The organism is Priestia sp. ST2 (assembly GCF_055810735.1).
In genome coordinates, this window is record NZ_JBVVNT010000002.1 from 974181 (window position 1) to 996165 (window position 21985).

At 34.5% G+C, this 21985-nt stretch carries 24 protein-coding genes and 1 riboswitch; of the genes, 6 read left to right on the top strand and 18 right to left on the bottom strand.

Going from position 1 to position 21985, the window contains the following annotated elements; genetic code table 11:
* Positions 1 to 264: 264 nt before the first annotated feature.
* From AC0KUU_RS11375 to AC0KUU_RS11425, 11 genes are all read right to left on the bottom strand, one after another.
* Positions 265 to 696, bottom strand: coding sequence for an anti-sigma regulatory factor (locus AC0KUU_RS11375; protein ID WP_043981829.1), 432 nt, complete (start codon positions 694 to 696; stop codon positions 265 to 267).
* A gap of 117 nt (positions 697 to 813) precedes the next feature.
* Positions 814 to 1503 (bottom strand): Na-translocating system protein MpsC family protein, encoded by a 690-nt coding sequence (locus AC0KUU_RS11380; protein ID WP_043981828.1) that lies wholly within the window; start codon positions 1501 to 1503, stop codon positions 814 to 816.
* A gap of 141 nt (positions 1504 to 1644) precedes the next feature.
* Complete coding sequence (locus AC0KUU_RS11385) at positions 1645 to 1860, bottom strand: hypothetical protein (RefSeq protein ID WP_043981827.1); 216 nt, start codon at positions 1858 to 1860, stop codon at positions 1645 to 1647.
* A 177-nt stretch (positions 1861 to 2037) separates the two neighbouring features.
* A complete protein-coding gene (locus AC0KUU_RS11390; protein WP_043981826.1) occupies positions 2038 to 2733 on the bottom strand; it encodes a Na-translocating system protein MpsC family protein in 696 nt (231 codons plus the stop codon).
* A 579-nt stretch (positions 2734 to 3312) separates the two neighbouring features.
* Entirely contained in the window at positions 3313 to 4629 is a 1317-nt protein-coding gene (locus tag AC0KUU_RS11395; RefSeq protein WP_165575300.1) for an MATE family efflux transporter, read from the bottom strand.
* Between the two features lie 106 nt (positions 4630 to 4735).
* On the bottom strand, positions 4736 to 5557 hold the full coding sequence (nikE, locus tag AC0KUU_RS11400; protein ID WP_162214016.1) for a nickel import ATP-binding protein NikE: 822 nt from the start codon (positions 5555 to 5557) through the stop codon (positions 4736 to 4738).
* Positions 5558 to 5589: 32 nt separating this feature from the next.
* Positions 5590 to 6417 (bottom strand): nickel import ATP-binding protein NikD, encoded by an 828-nt coding sequence (gene nikD, locus AC0KUU_RS11405; protein ID WP_043981823.1) that lies wholly within the window; start codon positions 6415 to 6417, stop codon positions 5590 to 5592.
* Positions 6418 to 6433: 16 nt separating this feature from the next.
* Positions 6434 to 7267, bottom strand: coding sequence for a nickel ABC transporter permease subunit NikC (gene nikC, locus AC0KUU_RS11410; protein ID WP_043981822.1), 834 nt, complete (start codon positions 7265 to 7267; stop codon positions 6434 to 6436).
* Positions 7264 to 8208 carry a nickel ABC transporter permease subunit NikB gene (gene nikB, locus AC0KUU_RS11415; protein ID WP_043981821.1) on the bottom strand — a complete coding sequence of 315 codons (945 nt, stop codon included), beginning with the start codon at positions 8206 to 8208 and terminating at the stop codon, positions 7264 to 7266. Before nikB ends, nikC begins: the two co-directional genes overlap by 4 nt.
* 16 nt (positions 8209 to 8224) lie before the next feature.
* Positions 8225 to 9850 carry a nickel ABC transporter substrate-binding protein gene (gene nikA / locus AC0KUU_RS11420; protein WP_043981820.1) on the bottom strand — a complete coding sequence of 542 codons (1626 nt, stop codon included), beginning with the start codon at positions 9848 to 9850 and terminating at the stop codon, positions 8225 to 8227.
* Between the two features lie 543 nt (positions 9851 to 10393).
* A complete protein-coding gene (locus AC0KUU_RS11425; protein WP_043981819.1) occupies positions 10394 to 11299 on the bottom strand; it encodes a LysR family transcriptional regulator in 906 nt (301 codons plus the stop codon).
* Positions 11300 to 11468: 169 nt separating this feature from the next.
* Between AC0KUU_RS11425 and gdhA the strand changes: the two genes are divergently transcribed.
* Together gdhA and AC0KUU_RS11435 are read left to right on the top strand one after the other, a co-directional pair.
* Positions 11469 to 12851 (top strand): NADP-specific glutamate dehydrogenase, encoded by a 1383-nt coding sequence (gene gdhA, locus AC0KUU_RS11430; RefSeq protein ID WP_043981818.1) that lies wholly within the window; start codon positions 11469 to 11471, stop codon positions 12849 to 12851.
* Between the two features lie 56 nt (positions 12852 to 12907).
* Positions 12908 to 13189, top strand: a complete 282-nt coding sequence (locus tag AC0KUU_RS11435) for a YesK family protein (protein WP_043981817.1) — start codon at positions 12908 to 12910, stop codon at positions 13187 to 13189.
* A gap of 128 nt (positions 13190 to 13317) precedes the next feature.
* Here the strand turns inward: AC0KUU_RS11435 and AC0KUU_RS11440 are convergent, their stop codons facing one another.
* Positions 13318 to 14544: a CynX/NimT family MFS transporter gene (locus AC0KUU_RS11440; protein WP_043981816.1), complete on the bottom strand. Its 1227-nt coding sequence runs from the start codon at positions 14542 to 14544 to the stop codon at positions 13318 to 13320.
* 190 nt (positions 14545 to 14734) lie between these two features.
* Positions 14735 to 14938, bottom strand: a complete 204-nt coding sequence (locus AC0KUU_RS11445) for a hypothetical protein (protein WP_411970565.1) — start codon at positions 14936 to 14938, stop codon at positions 14735 to 14737.
* Between the two features lie 478 nt (positions 14939 to 15416).
* On the opposite strand from AC0KUU_RS11445, the gene AC0KUU_RS11450 reads away from it, so the two are divergent.
* A complete protein-coding gene (locus tag AC0KUU_RS11450) occupies positions 15417 to 16067 on the top strand; it encodes a DUF421 domain-containing protein (protein ID WP_043981815.1) in 651 nt (216 codons plus the stop codon).
* Positions 16068 to 16256: 189 nt separating this feature from the next.
* Here the strand turns inward: AC0KUU_RS11450 and AC0KUU_RS11455 are convergent, their stop codons facing one another.
* Entirely contained in the window at positions 16257 to 16682 is a 426-nt protein-coding gene (locus tag AC0KUU_RS11455; protein WP_043981814.1) for a CBS domain-containing protein, read from the bottom strand.
* Positions 16683 to 17050: 368 nt separating this feature from the next.
* Here AC0KUU_RS11455 and AC0KUU_RS11460 point away from each other — a divergent pair, with 368 nt between their 5' ends.
* Positions 17051 to 17896, top strand: a complete 846-nt coding sequence (locus AC0KUU_RS11460; RefSeq protein WP_043981813.1) for a DMT family transporter — start codon at positions 17051 to 17053, stop codon at positions 17894 to 17896.
* 262 nt (positions 17897 to 18158) lie between these two features.
* Here the strand turns inward: AC0KUU_RS11460 and dapA are convergent, their stop codons facing one another.
* The 3 genes from dapA to AC0KUU_RS11475 all read right to left on the bottom strand — a co-directional run bounded on the left by dapA (position 18159) and on the right by AC0KUU_RS11475 (position 20217).
* Positions 18159 to 19046, bottom strand: coding sequence for a 4-hydroxy-tetrahydrodipicolinate synthase (gene dapA / locus AC0KUU_RS11465; RefSeq protein ID WP_043981812.1), 888 nt, complete (start codon positions 19044 to 19046; stop codon positions 18159 to 18161).
* A gap of 127 nt (positions 19047 to 19173) precedes the next feature.
* Positions 19174 to 19352, bottom strand: a riboswitch (Lysine riboswitch).
* A gap of 258 nt (positions 19353 to 19610) precedes the next feature.
* On the bottom strand, positions 19611 to 19868 hold the full coding sequence (locus tag AC0KUU_RS11470) for a hypothetical protein (protein WP_043981811.1): 258 nt from the start codon (positions 19866 to 19868) through the stop codon (positions 19611 to 19613).
* Between the two features lie 61 nt (positions 19869 to 19929).
* A complete protein-coding gene (locus AC0KUU_RS11475) occupies positions 19930 to 20217 on the bottom strand; it encodes a hypothetical protein (protein ID WP_043981810.1) in 288 nt (95 codons plus the stop codon).
* Positions 20218 to 20622: 405 nt separating this feature from the next.
* Here AC0KUU_RS11475 and AC0KUU_RS11480 point away from each other — a divergent pair, with 405 nt between their 5' ends.
* Both AC0KUU_RS11480 and AC0KUU_RS11485 read left to right on the top strand, forming a co-directional pair.
* Entirely contained in the window at positions 20623 to 20802 is a 180-nt protein-coding gene (locus AC0KUU_RS11480; RefSeq protein WP_043981809.1) for an H-type small acid-soluble spore protein, read from the top strand.
* A 117-nt stretch (positions 20803 to 20919) separates the two neighbouring features.
* Positions 20920 to 21090: a hypothetical protein gene (locus AC0KUU_RS11485; RefSeq protein WP_165575304.1), complete on the top strand. Its 171-nt coding sequence runs from the start codon at positions 20920 to 20922 to the stop codon at positions 21088 to 21090.
* 248 nt (positions 21091 to 21338) lie between these two features.
* Here the strand turns inward: AC0KUU_RS11485 and AC0KUU_RS11490 are convergent, their stop codons facing one another.
* On the bottom strand, positions 21339 to 21656 hold the full coding sequence (locus AC0KUU_RS11490) for a DUF3243 domain-containing protein (RefSeq protein ID WP_014460657.1): 318 nt from the start codon (positions 21654 to 21656) through the stop codon (positions 21339 to 21341).
* Positions 21657 to 21985 lie beyond the last annotated feature (329 nt).

The window sequence follows — 21985 nt, forward strand, 5'->3', positions numbered from 1 at the left end:
GAAGGTACCAATTCACGCATGTGAAATATCTTAACCTTATCCTAGAGCCGGATCATCAGGGGATGATGTTTTTAGAAGCTATCTTCTATTCAATAAAGGAGTCTTTTGTAAAGAGGAAGTCCGTTCTTTCTTAAACTTTTTAAAATTTCTTGACCTTAATAGTGCTTAATGAAAAATAGATTTTTCAGTCTAGCTACTCATAAATCTATACAAATCTTTACCTACTGTTGTAGATAAACGTTTACAGTTTAACTTGTCTTCCTTTTACTTATTTCTTTTTTTCCATTTTATAACCTGGATGTTAACGCCATGGTCTTCTTGAGATGATATGGTGAATTCGTCCATTAATTTTTTCACCCCTGATAAACCAACGCCTAACCCTCCTGACGTTGTATAGCCACTTTCCAGCGCTTTTTGAATATTTTTAATGCCAGGTCCTTTATCTATAGCTATTATTTTGAGTCCTATTTCAGGTTTTTTCTCTATTATTTCCATTGTAATTTTTCCGGTAGTGGCATATTTATATATATTTCTGGATAATTCTGAAATAGTCGTAATAATTCGGGCCTGATCAAGTGTGCTGAAGCCTAAGCAGTTAGAAAACATTCGCCCTTTCTGACGCGCTTCTACTATATCCACTTCAGTGTGTATCTCAACAGTTAAAGGTTCCTTTCCTTCATCCGATTGAAATAGCATAATTATCACCACTTTCTTTATTTTAATAGTAGTAAAAAAACAATAGGCCAAAAAGAAAGGTTATATAACCTTTCTTTTTGGCCTACATCTAGTTCAGTGCCTAGCTTATCAATGCCGTTATGAAGTTGGGTTTAAAATCAGAAGAATTGTACTTTTATCTTTATGAAAGTCCCATGCTACTAGTATATCTGTTACCTTTGAATCTAAAATTACTTCTAATGATTGACTATGTTCATGAAGTAGCCTTTTTTCGAGATTTCTTTTAGCCAATGTAAGGTTTTCTTCAAATCCTAATTGAACTAATTCTTTCTCTATATTTACCATAATACCTTCCCTGATTATAAGAAGTGTTCTCTGATCTAATAAATAAGAAGAAACATCGTGAGGGAATTTTTCTGCTTTTTGAGTTACTTCCTCAACTTCTTTATGTAGCAATTTCTGATTTTTATAGGAATGATTAGCTATGTTTTCTTTATCAGAATGGATCATGATAAACATCCCAGACTGCAGCTCTAAATTCCAATCATAATAAAATTCTTTAATATCTAAATGTATATTTAATTGTATATATCCTTTTATCTCTTCAATTAAAGTCTCCATTAACAAATCACGTGTTTTTTGAACATAGATAACTTGTTCCTTGTCTAACAAAACCTTTTCTAAAGGTAATAAAAAGGCTTTAAAATAAACGGTTATAAAAGGAGGAGAAATGACGGTGAATACACCTCCAGGACCTCTTCCAAAGTTTTCACGAAGTAACCTTCCCATATAACTACTTAATTCTTTTTCCAGTTTCGTTTTATCCATAGATGGTGCACCTAGTTTCTAGTTTCATAAGGTATACTATTCGTGATGTTTTATGAAAAACCCTTCTTCCTCATAAGATCATTTTCGGTAATAAGAATTCACTTTTTATAAAGTGTAAACGAAAGGCATACTAGTATATCTTTAATAGATTGGTTTCTGTTTACCTTTGTATTTTCTGTGTTTCAAGATTCTTCTTTTATTTAAAATTCCAATTTTACTTCCATAGATAATGGTACTTAAAAGTATTATATCCTTGCTAATTTCTTCTTTGTATAATTCATTGTCATACTTTTGGTAATCCTGCAACAATCGACGAAGCTCTTTTATAAACAATACAATCTCATGATTATCAGCCATCCCGACCAAATCCTTTCTGTTGGCACATCCTATTTTTAGGTGCTGTTTTAGGGAATTATTCCGTTACAAAAGGACTTACTCTTTTTAGACAACAAAAATAAGCCGAAAAAGAAAAGGTATGTCCTTTGCTTCCTCGGCTTATGTTTGGCACAGTGTGTCCAATTCATTACTGCCTCATTACTTTTTTGGTTTTAGGATAAGCGTAATAATACTATTATCCTTTTCAAAATCCCAATCTACAAAAATATCAAGAATGTCTGCATTTAATATCTCATCATAGTCATCGTTTTGTCGTAAGATTCCTTTTTCCAAAGGACGTTTAGAGATGCGTAAGGTGTCATCAAAACCCAACGAAATTAGCTGTTTTTCAATAGCCACCAATATTCCCTCGCGTACGATGACCAATGTACGATCGCTTAATTTATATGAAGAAATTTTTTCAGGTCCTTTTTGGGCAATCTCACTCATCTTTATAATTCGATCATGAATTGCTTGTTTTCCTGGGTAAGGGTCACCCTCAGTCAAATCGGCTTTCAAATCGTCCAGACACACTCCCACAAAAATTCCGGAGTGGTGATCTAAATTCCAATCATAATATAAGTGCTGTATGTCGAGGTCTGTAATCCCTTTAATTTGACCAGTGATTTGAGGTTCAAGAGTTTTTACCAACAGCTCTCTTGTAGTCATCACTTGAAGTTCTTCATTCTGATTTAACAGTACTTGCTCCATAGGTGATACGAAGCCACTGACATAAATAACAACATAAGGTTCATAAATCGTAACATGAACAGCCTCAGGGCCTTTTCCAAAGTTATCTCGTAACAATTTGCCCAAATTATTCGCCAGCTTTGTTTGCTGAGCTTTAATATCCATATTTCTTCATCCTTTATTAAGAAAGAAGCATCATATCCTCTTTCCATCATTTTATTGTACCATTATGAACGAATAATTTAAATATACAGAATAAATAAAAAATAAATGTTACAATACGTTTAACCTAATTATAGACGTTCAAAACCTCTTCTTTCTATTGCTTAGGAAGTATTTTGAATGTCACCGAAAAATTCGAATCCATTAGATTCGTATTGCTGTTTTCAATAAAGAAATTTATTATACGATGATGAACAAAATTTTTTTATTTCTTAGTAGCAATCTATATATTTTTGAAGGGAAGATCAATTGTTTGTAAAAGAGAATTAAGCTTTGGAAACGTGCAAAAAAGCCAAAGCTTTCTTAAAAAGCATTTGGCTGCTTGCTTATTTCTTTCTTGCTTTACTTAAATAAAAATCTACTAATCATTTAACAGACCTTTATTAAGAAAGAAGATCCTCCTCCCTGACCGCTTTCTTTCTTAATAACCCCATCTATTTAAGAGAGTAGCAGCACCGGTAGTACATCGGCGTTTGATGGATTCCTCCATGATTGAACCGGAACTATTTTGTTATAATTTTTTCAGCCTTCTCCCTTTAGCTCTACCAATTTTTTATTTAATCGCGGAGTGTACATAACTAGGAACCCTGATCGCCCGATAGTATAGATGATGAAAGCCAGCCATAGGCCATGATTATGCCAAATAGGAGTTGCTGTAATCTGTATAATGATATAGATAACCATCGCGTAAATCATAGAATTTCGAACGGGAACAATTTCAGTTGCTCCTGTAAAAACCCCATAAAGGACAAGGCCAAAACAAGCAACAAAGGGGTAGATGATAAGCCATACTCCATACGCAAGTGAAAGTTCAATCACATCAGGCAAATTCGTAAATAGCCCTATAACCTGCTTTTGAAAAAGTGCATATAAACTAGCTATAATAACAGCTGTTATTATCGACCACTGTCTAGACAAAGTAAGTGTTTTTTTAAATAATTCTTTATCATTTGACCCTACTGCTTTGCCAACTAGGATACTAGAAGCATTAGCAAATCCATCAAAGAAATAAGCCATTATATAGTGAATTTGAAATAATACAGCATTTGCAGCTAGAAATTCTGTGCCAAATGAAGCACCTTTTGCTGTGAACATATTAATAACGACTAATAAACAAATAGTTCGAATAAACAAATCCTTGTTAACATTAAACATCCTCTTCGTAGAATTTGTATCTATAAGTGCCTGAATTGATGGCATTTTCCATTTAAATGGAGATACTTTCAAAATAATGAATAATCCTAATATGAAGGCTGTAACTTCAGCAATCAAGGTTGCTGTAGCAACTCCTTGTACGTCAAAAGAAAAAACATGGACAAAAAGAATAGCTAAAAGCATATTTAAAACATTTGTTAGTATCTGTAAACATAAAGATTCTCTGATCTTGGCCATTCCCATTAACCAACCAAGAATTACATAGTTCATCAGTGTAAAGGGTGCTCCCCATATTCTAATTCTAAAATATTCTACTGCAAACCTGCTTACATCAACATCGGGAGAAATCACTAGGAGAGCCGTATGTTCAATCGGCCATTGTAAAAGAATAAAAAGCACCCCTACTATTAAAGCTAATAAAAACGGGCGGGATAAAGCAAGTACTCCCTGATCTGGATCGCTTGCCCCATTTGCTTGTGCAGCAAAGGCGGATGTACTAACTCTTAAAAAGCCAAATACCCAATATAACGTATTAAAAATAAGAGTTCCTACCGCAACTCCTGCAATATAAGCTGGAGCTGAAAGTTGCCCGACAACCGCGGTATCCACCGCACCTAATAAGGGCGTAGTCATGGTTGAGATTGTCAGGGGAATCGCCAAAGTAAGATACGTACGATGATTCATCCAACGGCCTCCTTCTATCGTTTCGAGTTAAACATAACAGCAATAGCCTCGATTACGTGGATGAAATCGAGGTCTTAAAATGCATGAGTATAGTAATATCTTTAAATTAAATATAATTGCTCTTTGTTCTAATCGAGCGAAAACGTGGATGCTCGGCAAGTATAGAACCTCTCATCTCTTTTACCACAGGATTTTCTGAAGTAAAGAACTCATTTTTCGAATTATAATATTCAATTAATTCTCCTTTTTCTAATACACCTAATGTATCGCTAATCATGCAAGCGGCTTTGATATCATGTGTAATAAAAAAATACGATAAGCCAAAGTCTTCTTTTAACTCCCTTAATAGTTCTAGAATAAGAGTTTGCGTAACCATGTCTAGACTGCTTACAGATTCGTCTAAGACAATGAGCTTCGGCTTAAGAGAGACTGCCCTTGCAATATTAATTCTTTGCAGCTGACCACCACTAAATTGATGTGGATATTTTTTCAAGTCCTTTTCACCGAGCCCTACTTTTTCTAATAATTCAATTACAGTTCGTTTTTGTTCAGCTAATGTTAATTTCTCATAGTTTTCTAACGGCTCTGCAATAATACGTTCGGCGGTCATTCGGGGATTAACTGCTGAGTATGAATCTTGAAAAACAACTTGAAGATCACGCCGAATTTTTTGGCGAGTGTACTTATCTACCGTATAGATGTCATGTCCTTGAAAAAGAATCTGTCCATGCTTTGGCTTTTCCAAACCAAGGATTACTTTTCCTAACGTACTTTTACCGGCTCCACTCGTACCCAGCATTCCTAAACATGTTCCTTCTTCAATAGAGAAGGAGATATCAGAAAGTACTTTCTTAGAACGATTTTGCCATTTAAAAAAAGTTCGGCTTCCGTAGCTATGAGTGACTTCGTTTACTTGTAATAAACTCACTTGTTCACCTCTTATAAAATGCTTTCCCCATATCAAATTAAGTTGGTCATAGGTTCTTCTAAATATAATGTTGGTCTTGCATTTAACAGCTTCTTTGTATACTCATGCTTGGGTGAATCAAACAGCTGAAATACACCTGCTTTTTCTACTATTTTCCCATGCTGCATAACGGCTACTTCATCTGCCATTTCAGAGACAACTCCTAGATCGTGTGATATTAATAAAATTGCTGAACCATATTCGGAACGAATTTTATCCAAATGACGTAGTACATTCTTCTGATTATTTACATCTAACGCGGTGGTCGGTTCATCAGCGATAATAACAGCTGGATGCAAGCTTGCTGCAATAGCAATCATTACTCGTTGAAGCATACCCCCACTTAGTTGAAAAGGATAGTATTTCAAAAGCTTGTCAGGATCAGGTAAGTTTACTTGTTTCATTGACTCAATAGCAAGCTCTGTTGCCTGTTTTTTATTCAAGCTCGTATGAGAGCGAATAGTCTCAACAAATTGGTGCCCAATAGTAAAAACTGGTGTAAAAGCATTCATCGGGTTTTGCATAATAAACGCTATGTCCTTGCCACGAATCTTACGCATTTCTTTCTCAGCTAAACCGTTTAATTCTTGTCCTTTTAGCATTATGCTCCCTTCAATTGTTGTTTCCTTACGATTAAGGAGCTGAAGAATAGACATACTTGTGACGGTTTTACCACAACCGCTTTCACCAATAAGACCAAGAATCTCCCCAGGCTTCAGTTCAAAATTGATATTTTGAACGAGAGTTGTAATACCGTTTTTTGCTTTTATTTGAACATGTAAATCTCTAACTTGTAATACTTTTGACTTGTCTGTTCCCAACTTTCTTCATTCCTTTTTAAAATCGACGTTTGACACCGTAACGCTCTGATAATGCTTCACCTAATAGATTGAATGTAACAATAACAAGCATAATAGACAAACCTGGATAAAGCATCAGTTCCGGATTCGTCCGAATATATGATTTTCCTTCGTGAATCATTGCTCCCCATTCAGGTGTAGGAGACTGAACGCCTAATCCCAGAAAAGACATAGCAGATATATCCATGATTGCCCAGCCCATTTCCAATGTACCCATTACGACAAGCGGGGGTAACACATTGGGGATAATATGATTTTTAATGATCTTCCATTGAGAAGAACCACTGATCTTCGCAGCAGGGATAAAGTTCTGCTCTTTCAAACTAAGGGCCATTCCTCGGAACATTCTCGCGTAATAAACCCATTGTACAAGCATCAGCGCTAAGATTACTTGTGACAGTCCAGGACCAAATATACCAACCAATCCTAATACAAGAATAAGGCTTGGAAAAGCCATAACAGCATCGCAAAATCTCATTAAAACATGGTCGACCCAGCCACCTTTATAACCTGAAAAAGTTCCAATAATTAAACCAATGGCTAATGATGAAATAAAAATAAGTATAGCAAAACCTAATGAGATGCGTGCTCCATATAAAATACGTGACAAGTTACATCTTCCTAAATGATCGGTTCCTAATGGGAAATTCCAGCTTGGAGGCTGCAATTTATAAGCTAAATTGACGGCAATGGGATCATTTGGTGTAATCCAAGGGGCCAAAATGGCGATGATAAAAAGAATACCTAATATCGTTGAACATATGGGAATTACTTTTTCATTTTTTAATATCGTACGTATACTTGTTATCATCGATGTTGCCCTTCTTTCCTGGAAATACGCGGGTCGATATACATTTGAACTATATCTACAATTAAGTTACTCAAAATAAATAAACTAGCCGCTATTAGTACATAGCATTGTATAACAGGTATATCACGATTAAAAATAGCTTCAATGAAATAACGTCCAAATCCAGGCCAAGAAAAAACCGATTCAACGATAATTGTGCCCGTAAGTAATTTCCCAAGATTCATTCCAAGCCCAGTTATCATTGGAGAAATAGCAATTCTCAGCACATGTTTTGTCATAATCGTTTTTTCTTTAAGTCCTCTAGTTCGAGCAAATAGCACATATGGTTGCTGCAAGTTTTCAAGAACACTGGCACGTAATAATCTTGTATACATCGCTATTAAAGGAAGAGCTAGCGTAATGGAAGGCAGTACAAGATGCTGCCATGTCCCAATCCCTTCAACTGGAAAAAGGTTAAGCTTAACAGAAAAGAAAAAGACCAATATATAGCCCAGCCAAAAACTTGGAATAGATGCACCAAAAAAGGAAAGTAAACGACTAAAATGATCAATAGCGCTACCCTTCTTTACTCCCGCCAAAAATCCAAGAGGCACGCTGACGAACACGGCTATTAATATACTTGCTATAGCTAGTTGGATGGTCGCTGGTATTCGATATATAACCTCATCCCAAACCGGCTTATTCGAAACATAAGATATGCCAAAATCAAGTTGGCATATCTTCATAATAGAGTTTGCATATTGAATAAAGAATGGTTGATCTAAACCAAACTCATGTCTTTTTTGAGCTAAAATCTCATCAGTCGGCTGGATATGGGCTGCTGTTAAATAAGCTTCAGCTGGATCCACCGATGAAAGGTGAACCATTCCAGTCGTGAGAAGTGTGGCCAAAAGAAAAACTGGAATGATGGACATAATTCGTTTCAGTATATAATTGCCCATGAAAACCTCCTGCTAGTTACTGTTTGATGCTAATTCCTGTGAATGGATTCTCGTCACGATTAGCAGGGAAATTAAAATTCGTTACATTCTTTTGATAAATGGCTGTTTTCTTCATATACGAAATAGGAATAATAGCTCCTTGGTCTTGTATTGACTTTAAAATAGACGAATAGAGCTGTTGGCGCTCTTTTTCATCTGTTGTTTGAGGAACCTTCGCCATTTGTTTAATTAATTCATCTTTATTTGGATATGCTGAAATAGCTTCATTAAACCCATACCCTTTTGATGAGACAATGTTTAAAAATGTATGAGGATCATAAGGAGCACCAAAATTACTATAGAAATTAATATCAAATTTATTATCTTTAAATCTTTGAACTTGATCTGGTAGTTCAACTCCCTCAATGTTTAATTTCACACCAATTGCCGCCCATTCAGATTGAAGAGTTTCGGCCATTGCTTTTTGAATTGATTCTGCTGAATCATACATTAGGTCAATTTCAAGTAACTTTCCATCTTTTTCACGAACTGTTTTTCCTTTAGGGAGTTTCCATCCTGCTTTGTCTAATAGTGCCTTTGCTTTTTCTACATTATACTTTACCAACTTCACATCAACATCTTTCGTGTAAGGTAAATTTGTAGGTAAGATATGGTCTGCTTTTTCTTCTAAACCTGAAGTCACTCCTTTAACCAACGCTTCTTTATTAAAACCATAATGCAGGGCTTGTCTTACACGTTCATCTGAAAGCTGTTCTGTTTTTGTATTCATAACAAGCTGTCTTGTGGCAATTGGTTCAGAAACCCTAGTTTCATATTTTCCAGTAGACTTTAATTGCTTAAACGTGTCTAGACTGACAACTCCTTCTCCATAAATCATGTCCAAATCACCTTTTTCAAATGCGAGTACTCTCGTTTCCGCATCTGGAATAACTTTCACTTTGATTTTTTCTACTTTTGGAATCTCTCCCCAATAATTTTCATTTCGTTTATAAATAGCATATTCGTCTGCTTTATACTTTTCTAAAATCCATGGCCCTGTACCTATCGGTTTAACGATACCTTTTGAAGTATCACCATCTTTAGGAAAACCAGCTTCACCCAAGAAACGAACTGGTCGAACTACAGCTAGCTCTTGAATTGTTGGGTAATATGGTTCAGTCAATGTTAATTTAAAAGTATTTTTATCCACTACTTCTGTTTGAGCTATTTTTGTAATGAAACCCAACCAACTATGTAATTCTTTATTATTCAAAATAGTGTCAAAATTCTTTTTAACAATTTCTGCATTAAAATCTGTTCCATCGGAAAATTTTACACCTTCACGCAAATGAAACGTGTATACTTTACCATCCTCAGAGATTTCCCATGACTTAGCTAGATTTGGTTTTATCTTACCGCCGGCTTGATAGCTTACTAACGGTTCATATACCATAGATTGAGCAAATAATTGTGAAGGATTGTAGACATGCGGATTCATTTCTCCTACATCTCTCGGCCAAGCAATCGTAAGCATGTTATCATGATTGTCTTTCGATGTTGATTCCTCATTATTAGCGTTTGAACAACCAACTAATAATGTCGACAAAATTAAAATAAACATAAAAGTTAACTTAATTTTCAGACTAATTTTACCCTTAAACATAACGGTGTCTCCTCCTACTTGATGTTGATAATCGTTTTCAATTGTAAGCAGGATTCGCATTCTTGTCAATGTAATATTGAAAACTTTATTTTCAGTATTGTTATCTATCTGTGAAAGTAACTTTTCCGGACGGAATGCTTGCCCTTTTTAAAGAAAAACCCCTTGAGATTTAAGAAAAAATCAAAAGACTTAAGTATTTAAAAACTGTTCTACAAACCAAAGTAACGTTGACTGAACAGCTATTGTTAACATGTTAAAGAGATAAAAAGCTGCCTCGGAGTGTCAGGAGAGGCAGCTTTTTATAAAACTAGATATGAAATGTGTGTTAGTAAGTAAATTACAACATATTTTTTCATAAAAGCGATTTATTATAAAGATAAGCATATGTATAAAAGCTGCATAATTCGTAATCGTAGCCTTTCTTAAATCCCTTGTTTTCAAGGGATTCTTTTTTGTTTATATTCCAAAAAAAGGGATCTAGGTAACAGAAAATGTAATATATTACTTTTCTTTGCTAATCACGTGCTTTTTCTTGAGTATAAATCAGCTCTTAAAATCATCTAATCTAGTGAAAAATTCCTGAAGAAAATCATAAAATAACTTTTCTGTTGGAAGTAGTGCTCGTTCTTTTGGCGTAATAACGCCTACAGTCCTTGTTACGTTTGGTTCAACCAGTGGTATTTTAACTGTTGAGCGCGGCAAGCTATCGACTAGCGTGACTTCCGGCATGAGTGTTACACCTAAACCAGCAGAAACTAACCCTTTCAACGCATCGATATCATCCCCCTCAAAGGCAACATTTGGTGTGAAGCCAAGATTCTGACAAGCATTCACAACAATATCTCGAAAGACAAAACCCTTAGGTAATAAAACAAACGGTTCGTCTACTAGTTCTTGAAGTTTTACGGAGGATTCTTTTGCAAGGCGGTGGTGAATTGGCAAAAGAGCCACAATATTTTCCGTAAATAAAACTTTTTGTTCAAGTTTTTTTTCTTTGAGAGGAAGTGGACCTATCAGACCAAGATTAAAATCTCCTTTAATCACACCTTCAATTAATTTCTGGTAAAGCGCTTGTTTTAACTGAAATTTTGCTTCCGGATAGCGCAATCTAAATGCATAGATTACAGTTGGTAATGTATACGCTGCTAAACTTATCGGAAAAGTAATGCGTATTGTTCCTTTTTCAGGATCTAAATATTCCTTAACCTCACGTCTCGCATCGTCTATCACATTCATGGCATGTTTCATTCGTTCAAAAAATATTTTTCCAATTGGCGTTAAATGTACCCTCCTTCCTTCTCTGATAAACAAGTCAACTTCTAATTCATTTTCTAAATTTACTATTTGTCGACTTACCGAGGATTGTGCTACATGTAAAGAATGGGCGGCTTCAGTTACGTGTTCGCGTGTAGCAACCTCCATAAAATAACGGATTTGTCTAAAGTCCATTTTATATCCTCCTTATTAGTTAATGCATAAAACGCATTGATATTATCGTTTCTTTATATTGATTCGATCATTATTTCAATTATAAAATATTTTATACTAACAACCCTAAAAAATTACGACGAATTTTTTAAATTTTCATTATAAATCGATAAATAGGAGACGGATAAGTATGATAACAATTGAAAAAAATCAATCGACGAATACAGAAAGCGTGCAGAATTATGTTAATCAAGTATTTGAAACAGTAAAAAAACGAAATTCAAGTGAAAGTGAGTTTCATCAGGCAGTCAAAGAAGTATTCGATTCTTTAATACCTGTTCTTATTAAAAACCCTCAGTATATTAACCAAGCTATTCTGGAGAGAATCGTTGAACCTGAGAGAGTCATCTCTTTTCGTGTATCTTGGGTCGATGATATGGGAAATGTTAGAGTTAATCGAGGGTTTCGCGTCCAATATAGTAGCGCAATTGGTCCATATAAAGGCGGATTAAGATTTCACCCATCTGTCAACGCAAGTATTATTAAATTTTTAGGATTTGAGCAAATTTTTAAAAACTCTCTAACTGGTCAACCAATTGGTGGCGGTAAAGGCGGTGCTGATTTTGATCCTAAAGGAAAATCAGATGGAGAAATAATGCGTTTTTGTCAAAGCTTTATGCTAGAACTTAGCAAATATATCGGACCTGATACGGATGTTCCTGCAGGTGACATTGGTGTAGGAAGTAAAGAAATTGGCTTTTTGTTTGGGCAATATAAAAAAATGCGTAGCACCTTTGAAGCAGGCGTTCTAACAGGAAAAGGCCTTAGTTACGGTGGAAGTTTAGCTCGTAAAGAAGCAACTGGATATGGAACAGTTTACTTTGTTGAAGAAATGTTAAAAGATAATAATCTCAGCTTTAAAGGCAGTACAGTTGTTGTGTCAGGGTCAGGAAATGTCTCAATTTATGCAATTGAAAAAGCAATGCAGCTAGGGGCTAAAGTGGTCGCGTGCAGCGATTCGAATGGTTATATCTATGACGAAGATGGTCTTAACTTAGAAACAGTTAAACGGATTAAGGAAGTAGAAAAGAAACGCATAAGTACTTATGTAAATGATCATCCCGAAGCGGTTTACGTGGAAAGTTGTAATGGGATTTGGACAGTACCATGTGATATTGCTTTACCATGTGCTACTCAAAATGAAATCGATCAAAACTCTGCAGAATTATTAGTTTCCAATGGAGTAAAAGCAATTGGTGAAGGTGCAAATATGCCATCTACATTAGAAGCTGTCGAGATTTTCTTAGAGAACAATATTTTATTTGCCCCTGCTAAAGCAGCAAATGCTGGTGGTGTTTCTGTATCAGCATTAGAAATGGCTCAAAATAGCACTAGGCTTTCTTGGACTTTTGAAGAAGTCGATAGCAAATTACATGTGATTATGAAAAGCATATACCAAAATAGCAAGAAAGCTGCTCAAGAATACAACGCTCCTGGTAATCTTGTCGTAGGTGCAAACATTGCCGGATTTATAAAAGTTGCTGATGCTATGATTGAGCAAGGTGTTATTTGATACTTTATTAGGAGAATATACTAGTATGGATATCTTGAATTTAAAGGCTGTTAATAATGGGTGACTTACAGATAGTTTCTACAATTATAATTGCTGGTTTAATTGCACTTTCATATGCACTCAGCAGAAAAAAACCTACTATTAAATATATAACACCTCTAATTGTAGGAGTGGTTAGTGTTGGCGTTGTTATCGTAAGTTTCCTTATCGGAGGCTGGATTGGGATGAGAGTAGGAACAATTAGCTTTACTGCTTTTATCTCATCACTTATCTCCCTACTAATTATATCTATAGCTGAATCTGTGAAAAGAAAATTTAGTAAAAACATTCACCACTAAAGTATGTATAGCACATACAAAGTCAGTTTATATAATGCGGATGATTGGTAGAAAAAGAAGCCGTCAAATAATACCAAGTATAAAAGCCCTTTAAAACCTCAGTTCTAAAGGGCTTTTATACCTCTTTATTATTTAGAAGTCACATATTCATTCTTCCCTGCTCCCATACCGGCGATAAAAATAAAGATTGAAACTAAAACTAGCATCAATAAAGGGATAGTCCAGCTGTGTGTAATGTCGTGTAGCCCTCCAAATAACACAGGCCCTACAGCAGATAAAAGATAACCGAATGATTGAGCCATACCGGATAATTCTGCTGCCTCGTTAGTACTTTGTGTGCGTAAGCTAAAGAACATCATTGCCAAACTAAATACAAACCCGACTCCAATTCCAACCATAATAATCCACAATGGGATAAGGAGTGTATTTCCGTACAAGATACCGAATAATCCTCCAATAAGCAAAACAGCTGGAATGACTACTAATAAACGCTGATCTTGCAAACGGTCGGCTAAAATAGGAACGAGGAACGTAATAGGAAGTACAGCAAGCTGCATTAACGATAACATCCAGCCAGCGTCCTGAGTATTCAATCCTTTTTGTTCAAGAATTTCCGGCATCCATGTAATAACTGTATAGAAGATAAAGGATTGAAATCCCATAAACAATGTGACATTCCATGCTAATCTAGAACGCCATAAGTTAATAGATTCAACCTTTTGCACTGTTTGTTGAGACTTCGTAGACTTATGTCGATTTCGCAATTGTGGTAGCCAAATGAAAATGGTAAGAAGAGATAAAATCCCCCAACATCCAAGGGCTCCGGTCCATCCTAAACCTGATACTGAAGAAATGGGAATACTTATACCAGACCCAATAGCGCCGCATAAATTCATAGAAACTGCATAAATTCCTGTCATCATGCCTATCTTTTGTGCAAAGTTATGTTTAATTAGACTAGGTAACAATACATTTCCAATAGCAATAGATAAACCAATTAAGATCGTTCCTACAAATAATGTTTCTACTCCACCAAAAGAGCGTATTCCAATTCCGATTGTTAATAAGATTAAAGAAATAAATAGCGTAAACTCCATGCCAAAACGCCGAGCTAACTTGGGAGCAAAAGGAGATAGGAATGCAAAAGCTAGTAAAGGCACTGTAGTTATTGTTCCTGCTAAAGTATTAGATATTCCTAAACTGTTACGAATAGAAGCTACCAGTGGGCCCACAGATGTTAAAGGGGCTCTGAGATTAGCTCCAATTAGGATAATGCCTATAATCAGTAATCCTATTTTAGGATTTATATTTAGTTTTGGCTGTTCTAGTTGATTTGTTGTGTGTGGGATACCCATGGTAGTTATAGACCCTCCGTATATAATCTTAAAGTTTTTAAAATTAAGTAATATATTCATTTACTGTGCAGATTGCCATGGTAGCATCCACAAGTTTACAAAGTAGGTTCAATTAAAATCGGTATGAGAACTTACTTCAACTATTTGATGACCAGATGTATGTAAAAAATCTATCCTATGGTTATATAAATCAATTAACATATGATTTATGTGATGCTTCTAACATTGTTTTATGCAGCTGGATGTCAGCTTTTTCATAAGCTTTTCCCTGCTTTGTTTGTAGTCGGTCAGTATGTACGACAGATTGTATAGCCTCTCTCAATGCATTTCGGTTCACTTCAAATTGTTGCATTAAATTCGTTTCAGAAAGGATCTGTCTTCTATTTTCCCATATACTCTATATTCATTTAAGGATTCGATTTGGAAAACAACTTCTTCTACAAGTGACATACGATTTGCCTTTAATATATCAACTGTACATCCCTCTAATTTTTAGAGGGATTGGTTCACTGGTTATTTTAGCACATATATATGAGAGTATAAATATGGCTGCGGTATTAGACAGCTAAATGTATAAATACTAATACCTTGAGCAAACTATTCAAGATGCCTAAACGGCATCTTTTTTAATGCATATGATATACAAAACAAAGTTAACATAATGAAGGTTCTCCCCAGTTAATTGTTTATATAATGCTTCTGTTAAAAATCTAGTGCCATGAATAACACTTTAAACACTTTGTACGTTACTCATTTAATTTTTAACATAAAGAAATAAACATCCTAGAGAATCAGCTAAGTGTATAAATCTATATATTACATTCATCCCTGTTCCAAGAGAGAAAAAGATTCTAATGAAAGGAGAGCGTAAAGTGGAAATCATCGAAGTAAGCTGGCGTACAATATTATTATATGTTGTTATTATTATTATTTTTCGTTTTATCGGCCAACGAGGCATAAATCAGCTAAATGTCATTGACCTTGTTGTTGTGCTTATGATAAGTGAACTTGGAGTTGTTGCAATTGAGGATACGGGAGGTTCTTTACTTTATCAACTTGTACCTATTCTTATATTAACAGTTATCCAAATAGGCCTTACATATATCCAATTAAAAAGTCAAAAGTTACGCAGAGTACTAGATGGGCAACCTATTATTGTAATAAAACAAGGAAAGATTGATGAAAAGCAAATGAGGAAATCACGTTATAATTTGGACGACTTGCTTTTACAGCTTCGGGATAAAAATATAGGAGATATCCGTGAGGTGGATTATGCGATATTAGAGCCTTCGGGTACATTATCTGTATTTAAAAAACCAGAAAGCAAAGATAAATCAGGATCTGTATTTTTACTTCCCCTTGTTATTGATGGGATCATTCAAGAAAAGCATTTAAATCTAATAAATAAAAACTCTTCTTGGCTTTTCAACGAATTGAAACAAAGAGGATACAAAGACGTGAAACGTATTTTATATTGTAGTTTTTTAAACGGGCAACTTTTTGTGGATATAAAAAATGAATGATAAAAAAATCCAGGACGAAAATGGGTTTAAACTTGGCTAATTCTATAGAAAGCCATAAACTGCTGGAGCTATTGAATACAAGATCTTTAAAAGCTGTAATAGCCATGTGTTGTTATATATAAACTAAGAGCAAGCTAATTTTTATTAGCTTGCTCTTATCTATAAGATGAAGTACAAAAAGAGTTTTTTTTATTTATTAAGCTCAGCAGGAGCTGAAATATTCTCAAGAACTTTTCCTGTTTCTTTATTTGAAGTATTACTTACCGCTAAATCTCCCAGAGAAACCATTCCAATGAGTTTTCCACCTTCTACAATAGGAAGTCTGCGTATTTGATGCTGAGACATAAGATCTGAAGCCTGCTCTACAGACATGCATTTTGTACCAGTAATGACATCAGTGGTAATCATTTCAGATATTTGTGTATTCGTATTAAAATTATTAGCTAATCCCTTGACGACTAAATCACGATCCGTTATTAGGCCTATTAGTTTATCATTTTCACAAATTGGAATAACTCCTACATCTACATTCTTCATCATATTAGCTACCTCACCACATGAACTTTTAAGGTTACCTGTCTCAACATTAGAAGTCATCACTTCTGTTATATTCATAGCAACTCCTCCTTTATTTAATCATTGTCTTACTTCACTTGATTCCCGCACCTCATCTTCTAAAACGTCCATTTGAGTTTTAGGATACAAAGCTTTAGGTTTTAATGAGAAGAAAATGGTGAATGGATTTGAAAAATTCATCGCATTTTATTGGACAGTAAAAAGGTGTAAGAATAATAGGAAACGAGGTTTTAATAAAAGAGCACAATCCGTTGGTTCGTAATAAATTTATACTTCTCCTCTTCTCATCTTTATACTTTTACAAAAGAGTTATTCGAAACTATTTTTCATTAAATTGAAATATTAAAACTATTATATAAATTGTATAATTTAGTAGTATAAAAACTACTAGGAAGGAATTACACACTATGTTATGGTTTATATCTGCTTTAGGGACAGCTGTATGCTTCGGAGTAAATAATACTTTATTTAAATGGGGTGCTCTTCAACATTTATCTAAAGTGTGTATTCAACTTTTCTTTTATTGGATTTCTTTTTTTATCCTCTTATTATTTACTCTTATTAAAGGAAGTTTTGAATTTCACATTTTACCTATTTTAACGGGGGCACTAATCGGTATATTAAATGCCAATGGCAATATCCAAATGTCGAAAGCCTTTGAGAAAGGACCTGCGAGTATTACATCTACCATTATTGCGATGAATACAGTCATTGTTGTTATAGCTACATCCTTATTATTTCCTCAATCCATTCCTTTAACAAATTGGATTGGTATCGTCATTATTATATTGGCAGCTTGTATTATTCAGTATCAACCAAACAAAACGGCACACATAGAGTATAAATTATGGATTTTGAGCTGCTGTTTAGCTCTTCTATCTATCGGCACAGTTGGTGTTATTATGAAATTCAGCACGTATCAGCACTTTAGCATGGGTGAAATGCTTGTTTCAATGTATGGTGGAGGAGCTGTCTATTTAAGTTTATTAGCTCGGAAAGAATTTAAACAATTAACTGCACATAAAATTGAAATAAAGATAGGTATACTAGTTGGTATATTAAGTACGATTGGTTACAGCTGTTATTTATTCGCCCTAAAGGAAGGTCCATCCAGCGTGGTTTATCCAATCATTAGTTTAAATTGTATTGTTGTTTTAATTGGGAGCTTAATTATCTTTAAAGAAAGACTTAAAAAATATCAATTAATAGGAATTATTCTTACTTTATGCGGAATCGTGTTGACTAAGATATAAGTTTTTGCACCAATACCGACAGAAGAACGAACATATAGTGAAATAGGTCTCCCTCTGTATGGCAACTGAAGATGTATATAGTATACATACATAGAAAAAACAGAAAAACTCCCCCAATGCGTTAAGGGAGTTTTTCTGTTTTTAGGAGTTAGCTAAATGATGATTCATCCATCTTGAGCTTTGTGCACCAATCTTGCCTTAATGCATCGATTGAATCGGTCGTTTTAGCTATGCTCTCTCTTCTAATCTGTTTTTATTTATTTCAACAGGTAACGTTAATGCCGCTAGTTTGCAGAACTTCTTCTAGCGCACTTTGCTCTTTATTGCTTAAAGGAACCATTGGCAAACGAACACCGCCAACTTGTATTCCATTTAGATTTAATGCAGCTTTTACTGGTGAAGGACTTGGCGCAATAAATAATGCTCTCATAATTGGAAGCAGATTGCGATGTGTAGCAGCAGCTTTTTGGACATCGCCATTTTTGAAGGCATTAATCATTTCTTGCATATCATTGCCAATGATATGGGAAGCAACTGAAATAACTCCTGCCCCGCCAATTGCTAATACTGGTATTGTTAACCCATCATCGCCGCTGTATAGTGTAAAGTCGCTAGGTGTTTTGCTAATAATCTCTGCCATGGCATCCAAGTTGCCACTTGCTTCCTTAATTGATACAATATTAGGAATCTCTGATAGACGAACAATTGTTTCAACAGAAATGTTAACTACGCTTCGCCCTGGGATATTGTAAAGCATAACTGGTAAAGAGGTTGACTGGGCAATCGTTTTAAAGTGCTGGTACAAGCCTTCTTGAGACGGCTTATTATAGTATGGAGCAACGAGCATAATACCATCGACTCCTGTTTCCTCTGCAAGTTTCGTTAAGCTAATCGAAGCTTGCGTGTTGTTTGAGCCAGTTCCAGCGATGACGTGGACTCTTCCCGCAGCAGCTTCTACCACACATTGGAATAATTTAATTTTTTCTTCTGTGGTTAATGTTGGAGACTCTCCAGTTGTACCAGCTACAACTAAGCTATCTGTGCCATTTGTAATTAAATGCTCAACTAACATTTTCGTCGCGTTAAAATCAATTTCGCCATTCTGATCAAACGGGGTAACCATTGCTGTTAATACTTGGCCAAAATTCATAACTACACACCCTTTATAAATTTTTAAAAATTAGAGGGGTTAGGGCCATTCATAAGAAACGCAAAAAAGCAGCAACGAGGGATTCGTTGCTGCAGTAGAAACAATATTTATCAAAAATAGTTTCCGTGCGTAAGATAGCCCTCCATACAGTTTCCCATATGACAGTTCTGTATTTATTCAACAGCAGAACCAGCTTCAAGAACATGAGATTCTTTCGGCTTCGGCAAATACCCCTTTCCACAATTGTCATTGGATCTCATTCTCCTCAAATTGTATACTTATGATCTTTGCGCCTCTATCCTCACTTCAAAAAATATTGAAATAAGAAAATATTTAATTGAATTTAATATAACAGTAAATTTCCTTTCACGCAAGAATCATTTAAGTATAATTTTATGGAAACCTTGTAATTAAGTCCTTACACTTATTTTTGAGAGAATGACTCCGGATTATTGACTCAAACCCACAATCTCAGTATCACTCATATTACTATTTCACCTTTCTTTTTGCTATTCACCACATGTTTTAACTTACATATTATGCACATCATAAAAAGCCACCCGCTTAGAGTGACTTAGCATTAGGTTTATTCTTTACTTCATCAGGTACGTAATCTAAAAGTACGGATATTATTGTATTAAAATGCCATGGAGTAAGATTGTTGCCAGCACTTTCTTTTAACTCAGTTCTTAGCTTTTCACCCCATATAGGATATTTATTGTTGCTTTTTGCTTCCTCTAACATATAATCGACTACATTTAGTACTTTATAATATTCATTTTCTTTTGCGCTAATATAATAATCCCTTTGTTTATAGTTCATATCTCCAATCCCCTTTTGGTTATTTATGAACAATAAATTTTTTCATAAGATAGCATCAAATTTAGACTATATCTCTTATTTCCTTATAACATCTACATTGATTTAAATAGTTTATAATATCTTGGTTATTTACTTCTTTGATATTATCTCCAAAAAGTTCAACGGCACTTTCTAAATGTTCCCTTTTATTATCAATCGTTAGTACATATCGAAGTGCATCAACTACTGGTGCATTATGGTATGTACGACGAACGAAATACTCTTCGATTGCCTTATTTAAGTATTCTGATTCAGCCTTTCTAAATTTAGCTTCTGACCTTTGAAGGTTCTTTACCTCCATCTCTATCATAAACCCCTCATCCTCTCCAATTTAATTTACTATTTTATTCCCCTACTAGAAGTAAAATAAAACTTAGTTTGTATACAAATTAATATATTTTCTCAAAATAAAAAACACCTGTGAAGACAGATGTTTTTTGTAAACTTAACATATTAAAGGAGAAATGATTTGTCAGCAAAAGGAGGAATCTGATTAGGTACAGTATGTGCTCATTTTTCGTATTTATACGTATTCGAATTAAAGAATAAAATGAGGTTAAGCAAACCCATTGATGTTCGATTTTTGTAAGGTTAAAGGATAGATTAATTTTTGAGGGAATGAGTTGTAGCGTGTAGTCAAATTATTGTTGAGGAAATATAGCTTTATCTTTTAATTGATGCATTGCAGGGACATACTAAAAAATGAGGTGATAATATGGAAATAGATCGAGCTAAGCAAATTCTTTCTTCACCCAAGGAAATTGATGTTCATTACCACGGAGTTCCTATTTGGATTAAAAGTGTAGATGAAACATCAAGTATGGCTACCGTTCATGCGAGAGGAACACATGATGAAGACCGTATGGTTCCAGTCCTTGATTTAGAAGAAAAATAAAAAGTCACAAAGGAAGGATATGGAATTTTCATATTCTTTTCTTCCATCTCCAAATAGAACCGAATAACTAATACCATATTTCTCTAAGCTTTATTTATAAGAAAAAAGAGGTGCAGCATGAAAGAGAAAAAAGAACCACAATTCAGAAGTGGCGAGCTAGAAAATGCGGAACTAAAAGGCTATTATGGAATGGATCCTGAAACTAGCCTTCAATCTGTTAATTTTGCTACGACAGAGAACCCATACTTAAATGAACATTACCAGGAAGATTCTAAAGAAAATGAATAAAGAGGGAAGAAAATAACCGATCTTTATTTCTTTTCTTTAGTTATACATTCTTAATAAGTTGTCAATAAAAGGGGTTGCAGATACCATATTTCAATCTCGGCTTATTCTTACTTCTGCAAAGATATTACCTAACACATAACGAATATAAAGAACCAATTGTTTTACGCAAGTGGCTCTTTGCTACGTTAATTGAATACACTTGAATCCCTAATAAATAATGGCAAATAACAATTTATTAGGGATTTAGCTTATTCTTTAACTAATTTAACAAGCATATGAGCAAGATGATGTTGTTCTTCCTCATTTCCAACTTTCCATAACTCATGTAACAAGTATTGCTCTTCATTTTGTGGCTCCTCATGTGTTGCGAGATAATCAGCTATTTTTTTAGCTGCTAGAGCTAATTGATTATCATTTAACCCTAGTTTCTCACCTTTTGTGACTTTATCTCCTAAGTAACTTTTAAATTCGTTAAAACTAGAAAGGATGTTGTCTTTCTTCTCTTGACTCATTTCATTTAGTTTATCCTCTACTTTATTTTCAACGGTTTCAGTATTATTGTTCATTTTTCATTCTCCTTCCAATTAAGTATTAATGTTCTTATATGGTAAATCGCCCATTTACAGGTATATAAACATTTCGTAGCCTACTCATATATTAAGTAGAATAGTTAACGGGCTTCAACATAGTGAACACCTCTTTTTTGATGAGTTTAAATGTAATATATTGGATATTTTAAAAAAGAAAAACTCCCCTAGTGCGTTAAGGGAGTTTTTCTTTTTTTAATATTAAGGGTGTAATTACTTGTTACTTACATATCATTTAATATTTTTGTAGATATTTATTATAACCTATCAATGATTTCGAGAAAACAAAAAATGAAAGCGATTACTTT

Bases quoted from the DNA above. Each gene is read 5' to 3' on its own strand.
- AC0KUU_RS11375 (WP_043981829.1), bottom strand. From the start codon at position 696: ATGCTATTTCAATCGGATGAAGGAAAGGAACCTTTAACTGTTGAGATA.
- AC0KUU_RS11380 (WP_043981828.1), bottom strand. From the start codon at position 1,503: ATGGATAAAACGAAACTGGAAAAAGAATTAAGTAGTTATATGGGAAGG.
- AC0KUU_RS11385 (WP_043981827.1), bottom strand. From the start codon at position 1,860: ATGGCTGATAATCATGAGATTGTATTGTTTATAAAAGAGCTTCGTCGA.
- AC0KUU_RS11390 (WP_043981826.1), bottom strand. From the start codon at position 2,733: ATGGATATTAAAGCTCAGCAAACAAAGCTGGCGAATAATTTGGGCAAA.
- AC0KUU_RS11395 (WP_165575300.1), bottom strand. From the start codon at position 4,629: ATGAATCATCGTACGTATCTTACTTTGGCGATTCCCCTGACAATCTCA.
- nikC (WP_043981822.1), bottom strand. From the start codon at position 7,267: ATGATAACAAGTATACGTACGATATTAAAAAATGAAAAAGTAATTCCC.
- nikB (WP_043981821.1), bottom strand. From the start codon at position 8,208: ATGGGCAATTATATACTGAAACGAATTATGTCCATCATTCCAGTTTTT.
- nikA (WP_043981820.1), bottom strand. From the start codon at position 9,850: ATGTTTAAGGGTAAAATTAGTCTGAAAATTAAGTTAACTTTTATGTTT.
- AC0KUU_RS11425 (WP_043981819.1), bottom strand. From the start codon at position 11,299: ATGGACTTTAGACAAATCCGTTATTTTATGGAGGTTGCTACACGCGAA.
- gdhA (WP_043981818.1), top strand. From the start codon at position 11,469: ATGATAACAATTGAAAAAAATCAATCGACGAATACAGAAAGCGTGCAG.
- AC0KUU_RS11435 (WP_043981817.1), top strand. From the start codon at position 12,908: ATGGGTGACTTACAGATAGTTTCTACAATTATAATTGCTGGTTTAATT.
- AC0KUU_RS11440 (WP_043981816.1), bottom strand. From the start codon at position 14,544: ATGGGTATCCCACACACAACAAATCAACTAGAACAGCCAAAACTAAAT.
- AC0KUU_RS11455 (WP_043981814.1), bottom strand. From the start codon at position 16,682: ATGAATATAACAGAAGTGATGACTTCTAATGTTGAGACAGGTAACCTT.
- AC0KUU_RS11460 (WP_043981813.1), top strand. From the start codon at position 17,051: ATGTTATGGTTTATATCTGCTTTAGGGACAGCTGTATGCTTCGGAGTA.
- dapA (WP_043981812.1), bottom strand. From the start codon at position 19,046: ATGAATTTTGGCCAAGTATTAACAGCAATGGTTACCCCGTTTGATCAG.
- AC0KUU_RS11470 (WP_043981811.1), bottom strand. From the start codon at position 19,868: ATGAACTATAAACAAAGGGATTATTATATTAGCGCAAAAGAAAATGAA.
- AC0KUU_RS11475 (WP_043981810.1), bottom strand. From the start codon at position 20,217: ATGATAGAGATGGAGGTAAAGAACCTTCAAAGGTCAGAAGCTAAATTT.
- AC0KUU_RS11480 (WP_043981809.1), top strand. From the start codon at position 20,623: ATGGAAATAGATCGAGCTAAGCAAATTCTTTCTTCACCCAAGGAAATT.
- AC0KUU_RS11485 (WP_165575304.1), top strand. From the start codon at position 20,920: ATGAAAGAGAAAAAAGAACCACAATTCAGAAGTGGCGAGCTAGAAAAT.
- AC0KUU_RS11490 (WP_014460657.1), bottom strand. From the start codon at position 21,656: ATGAACAATAATACTGAAACCGTTGAAAATAAAGTAGAGGATAAACTA.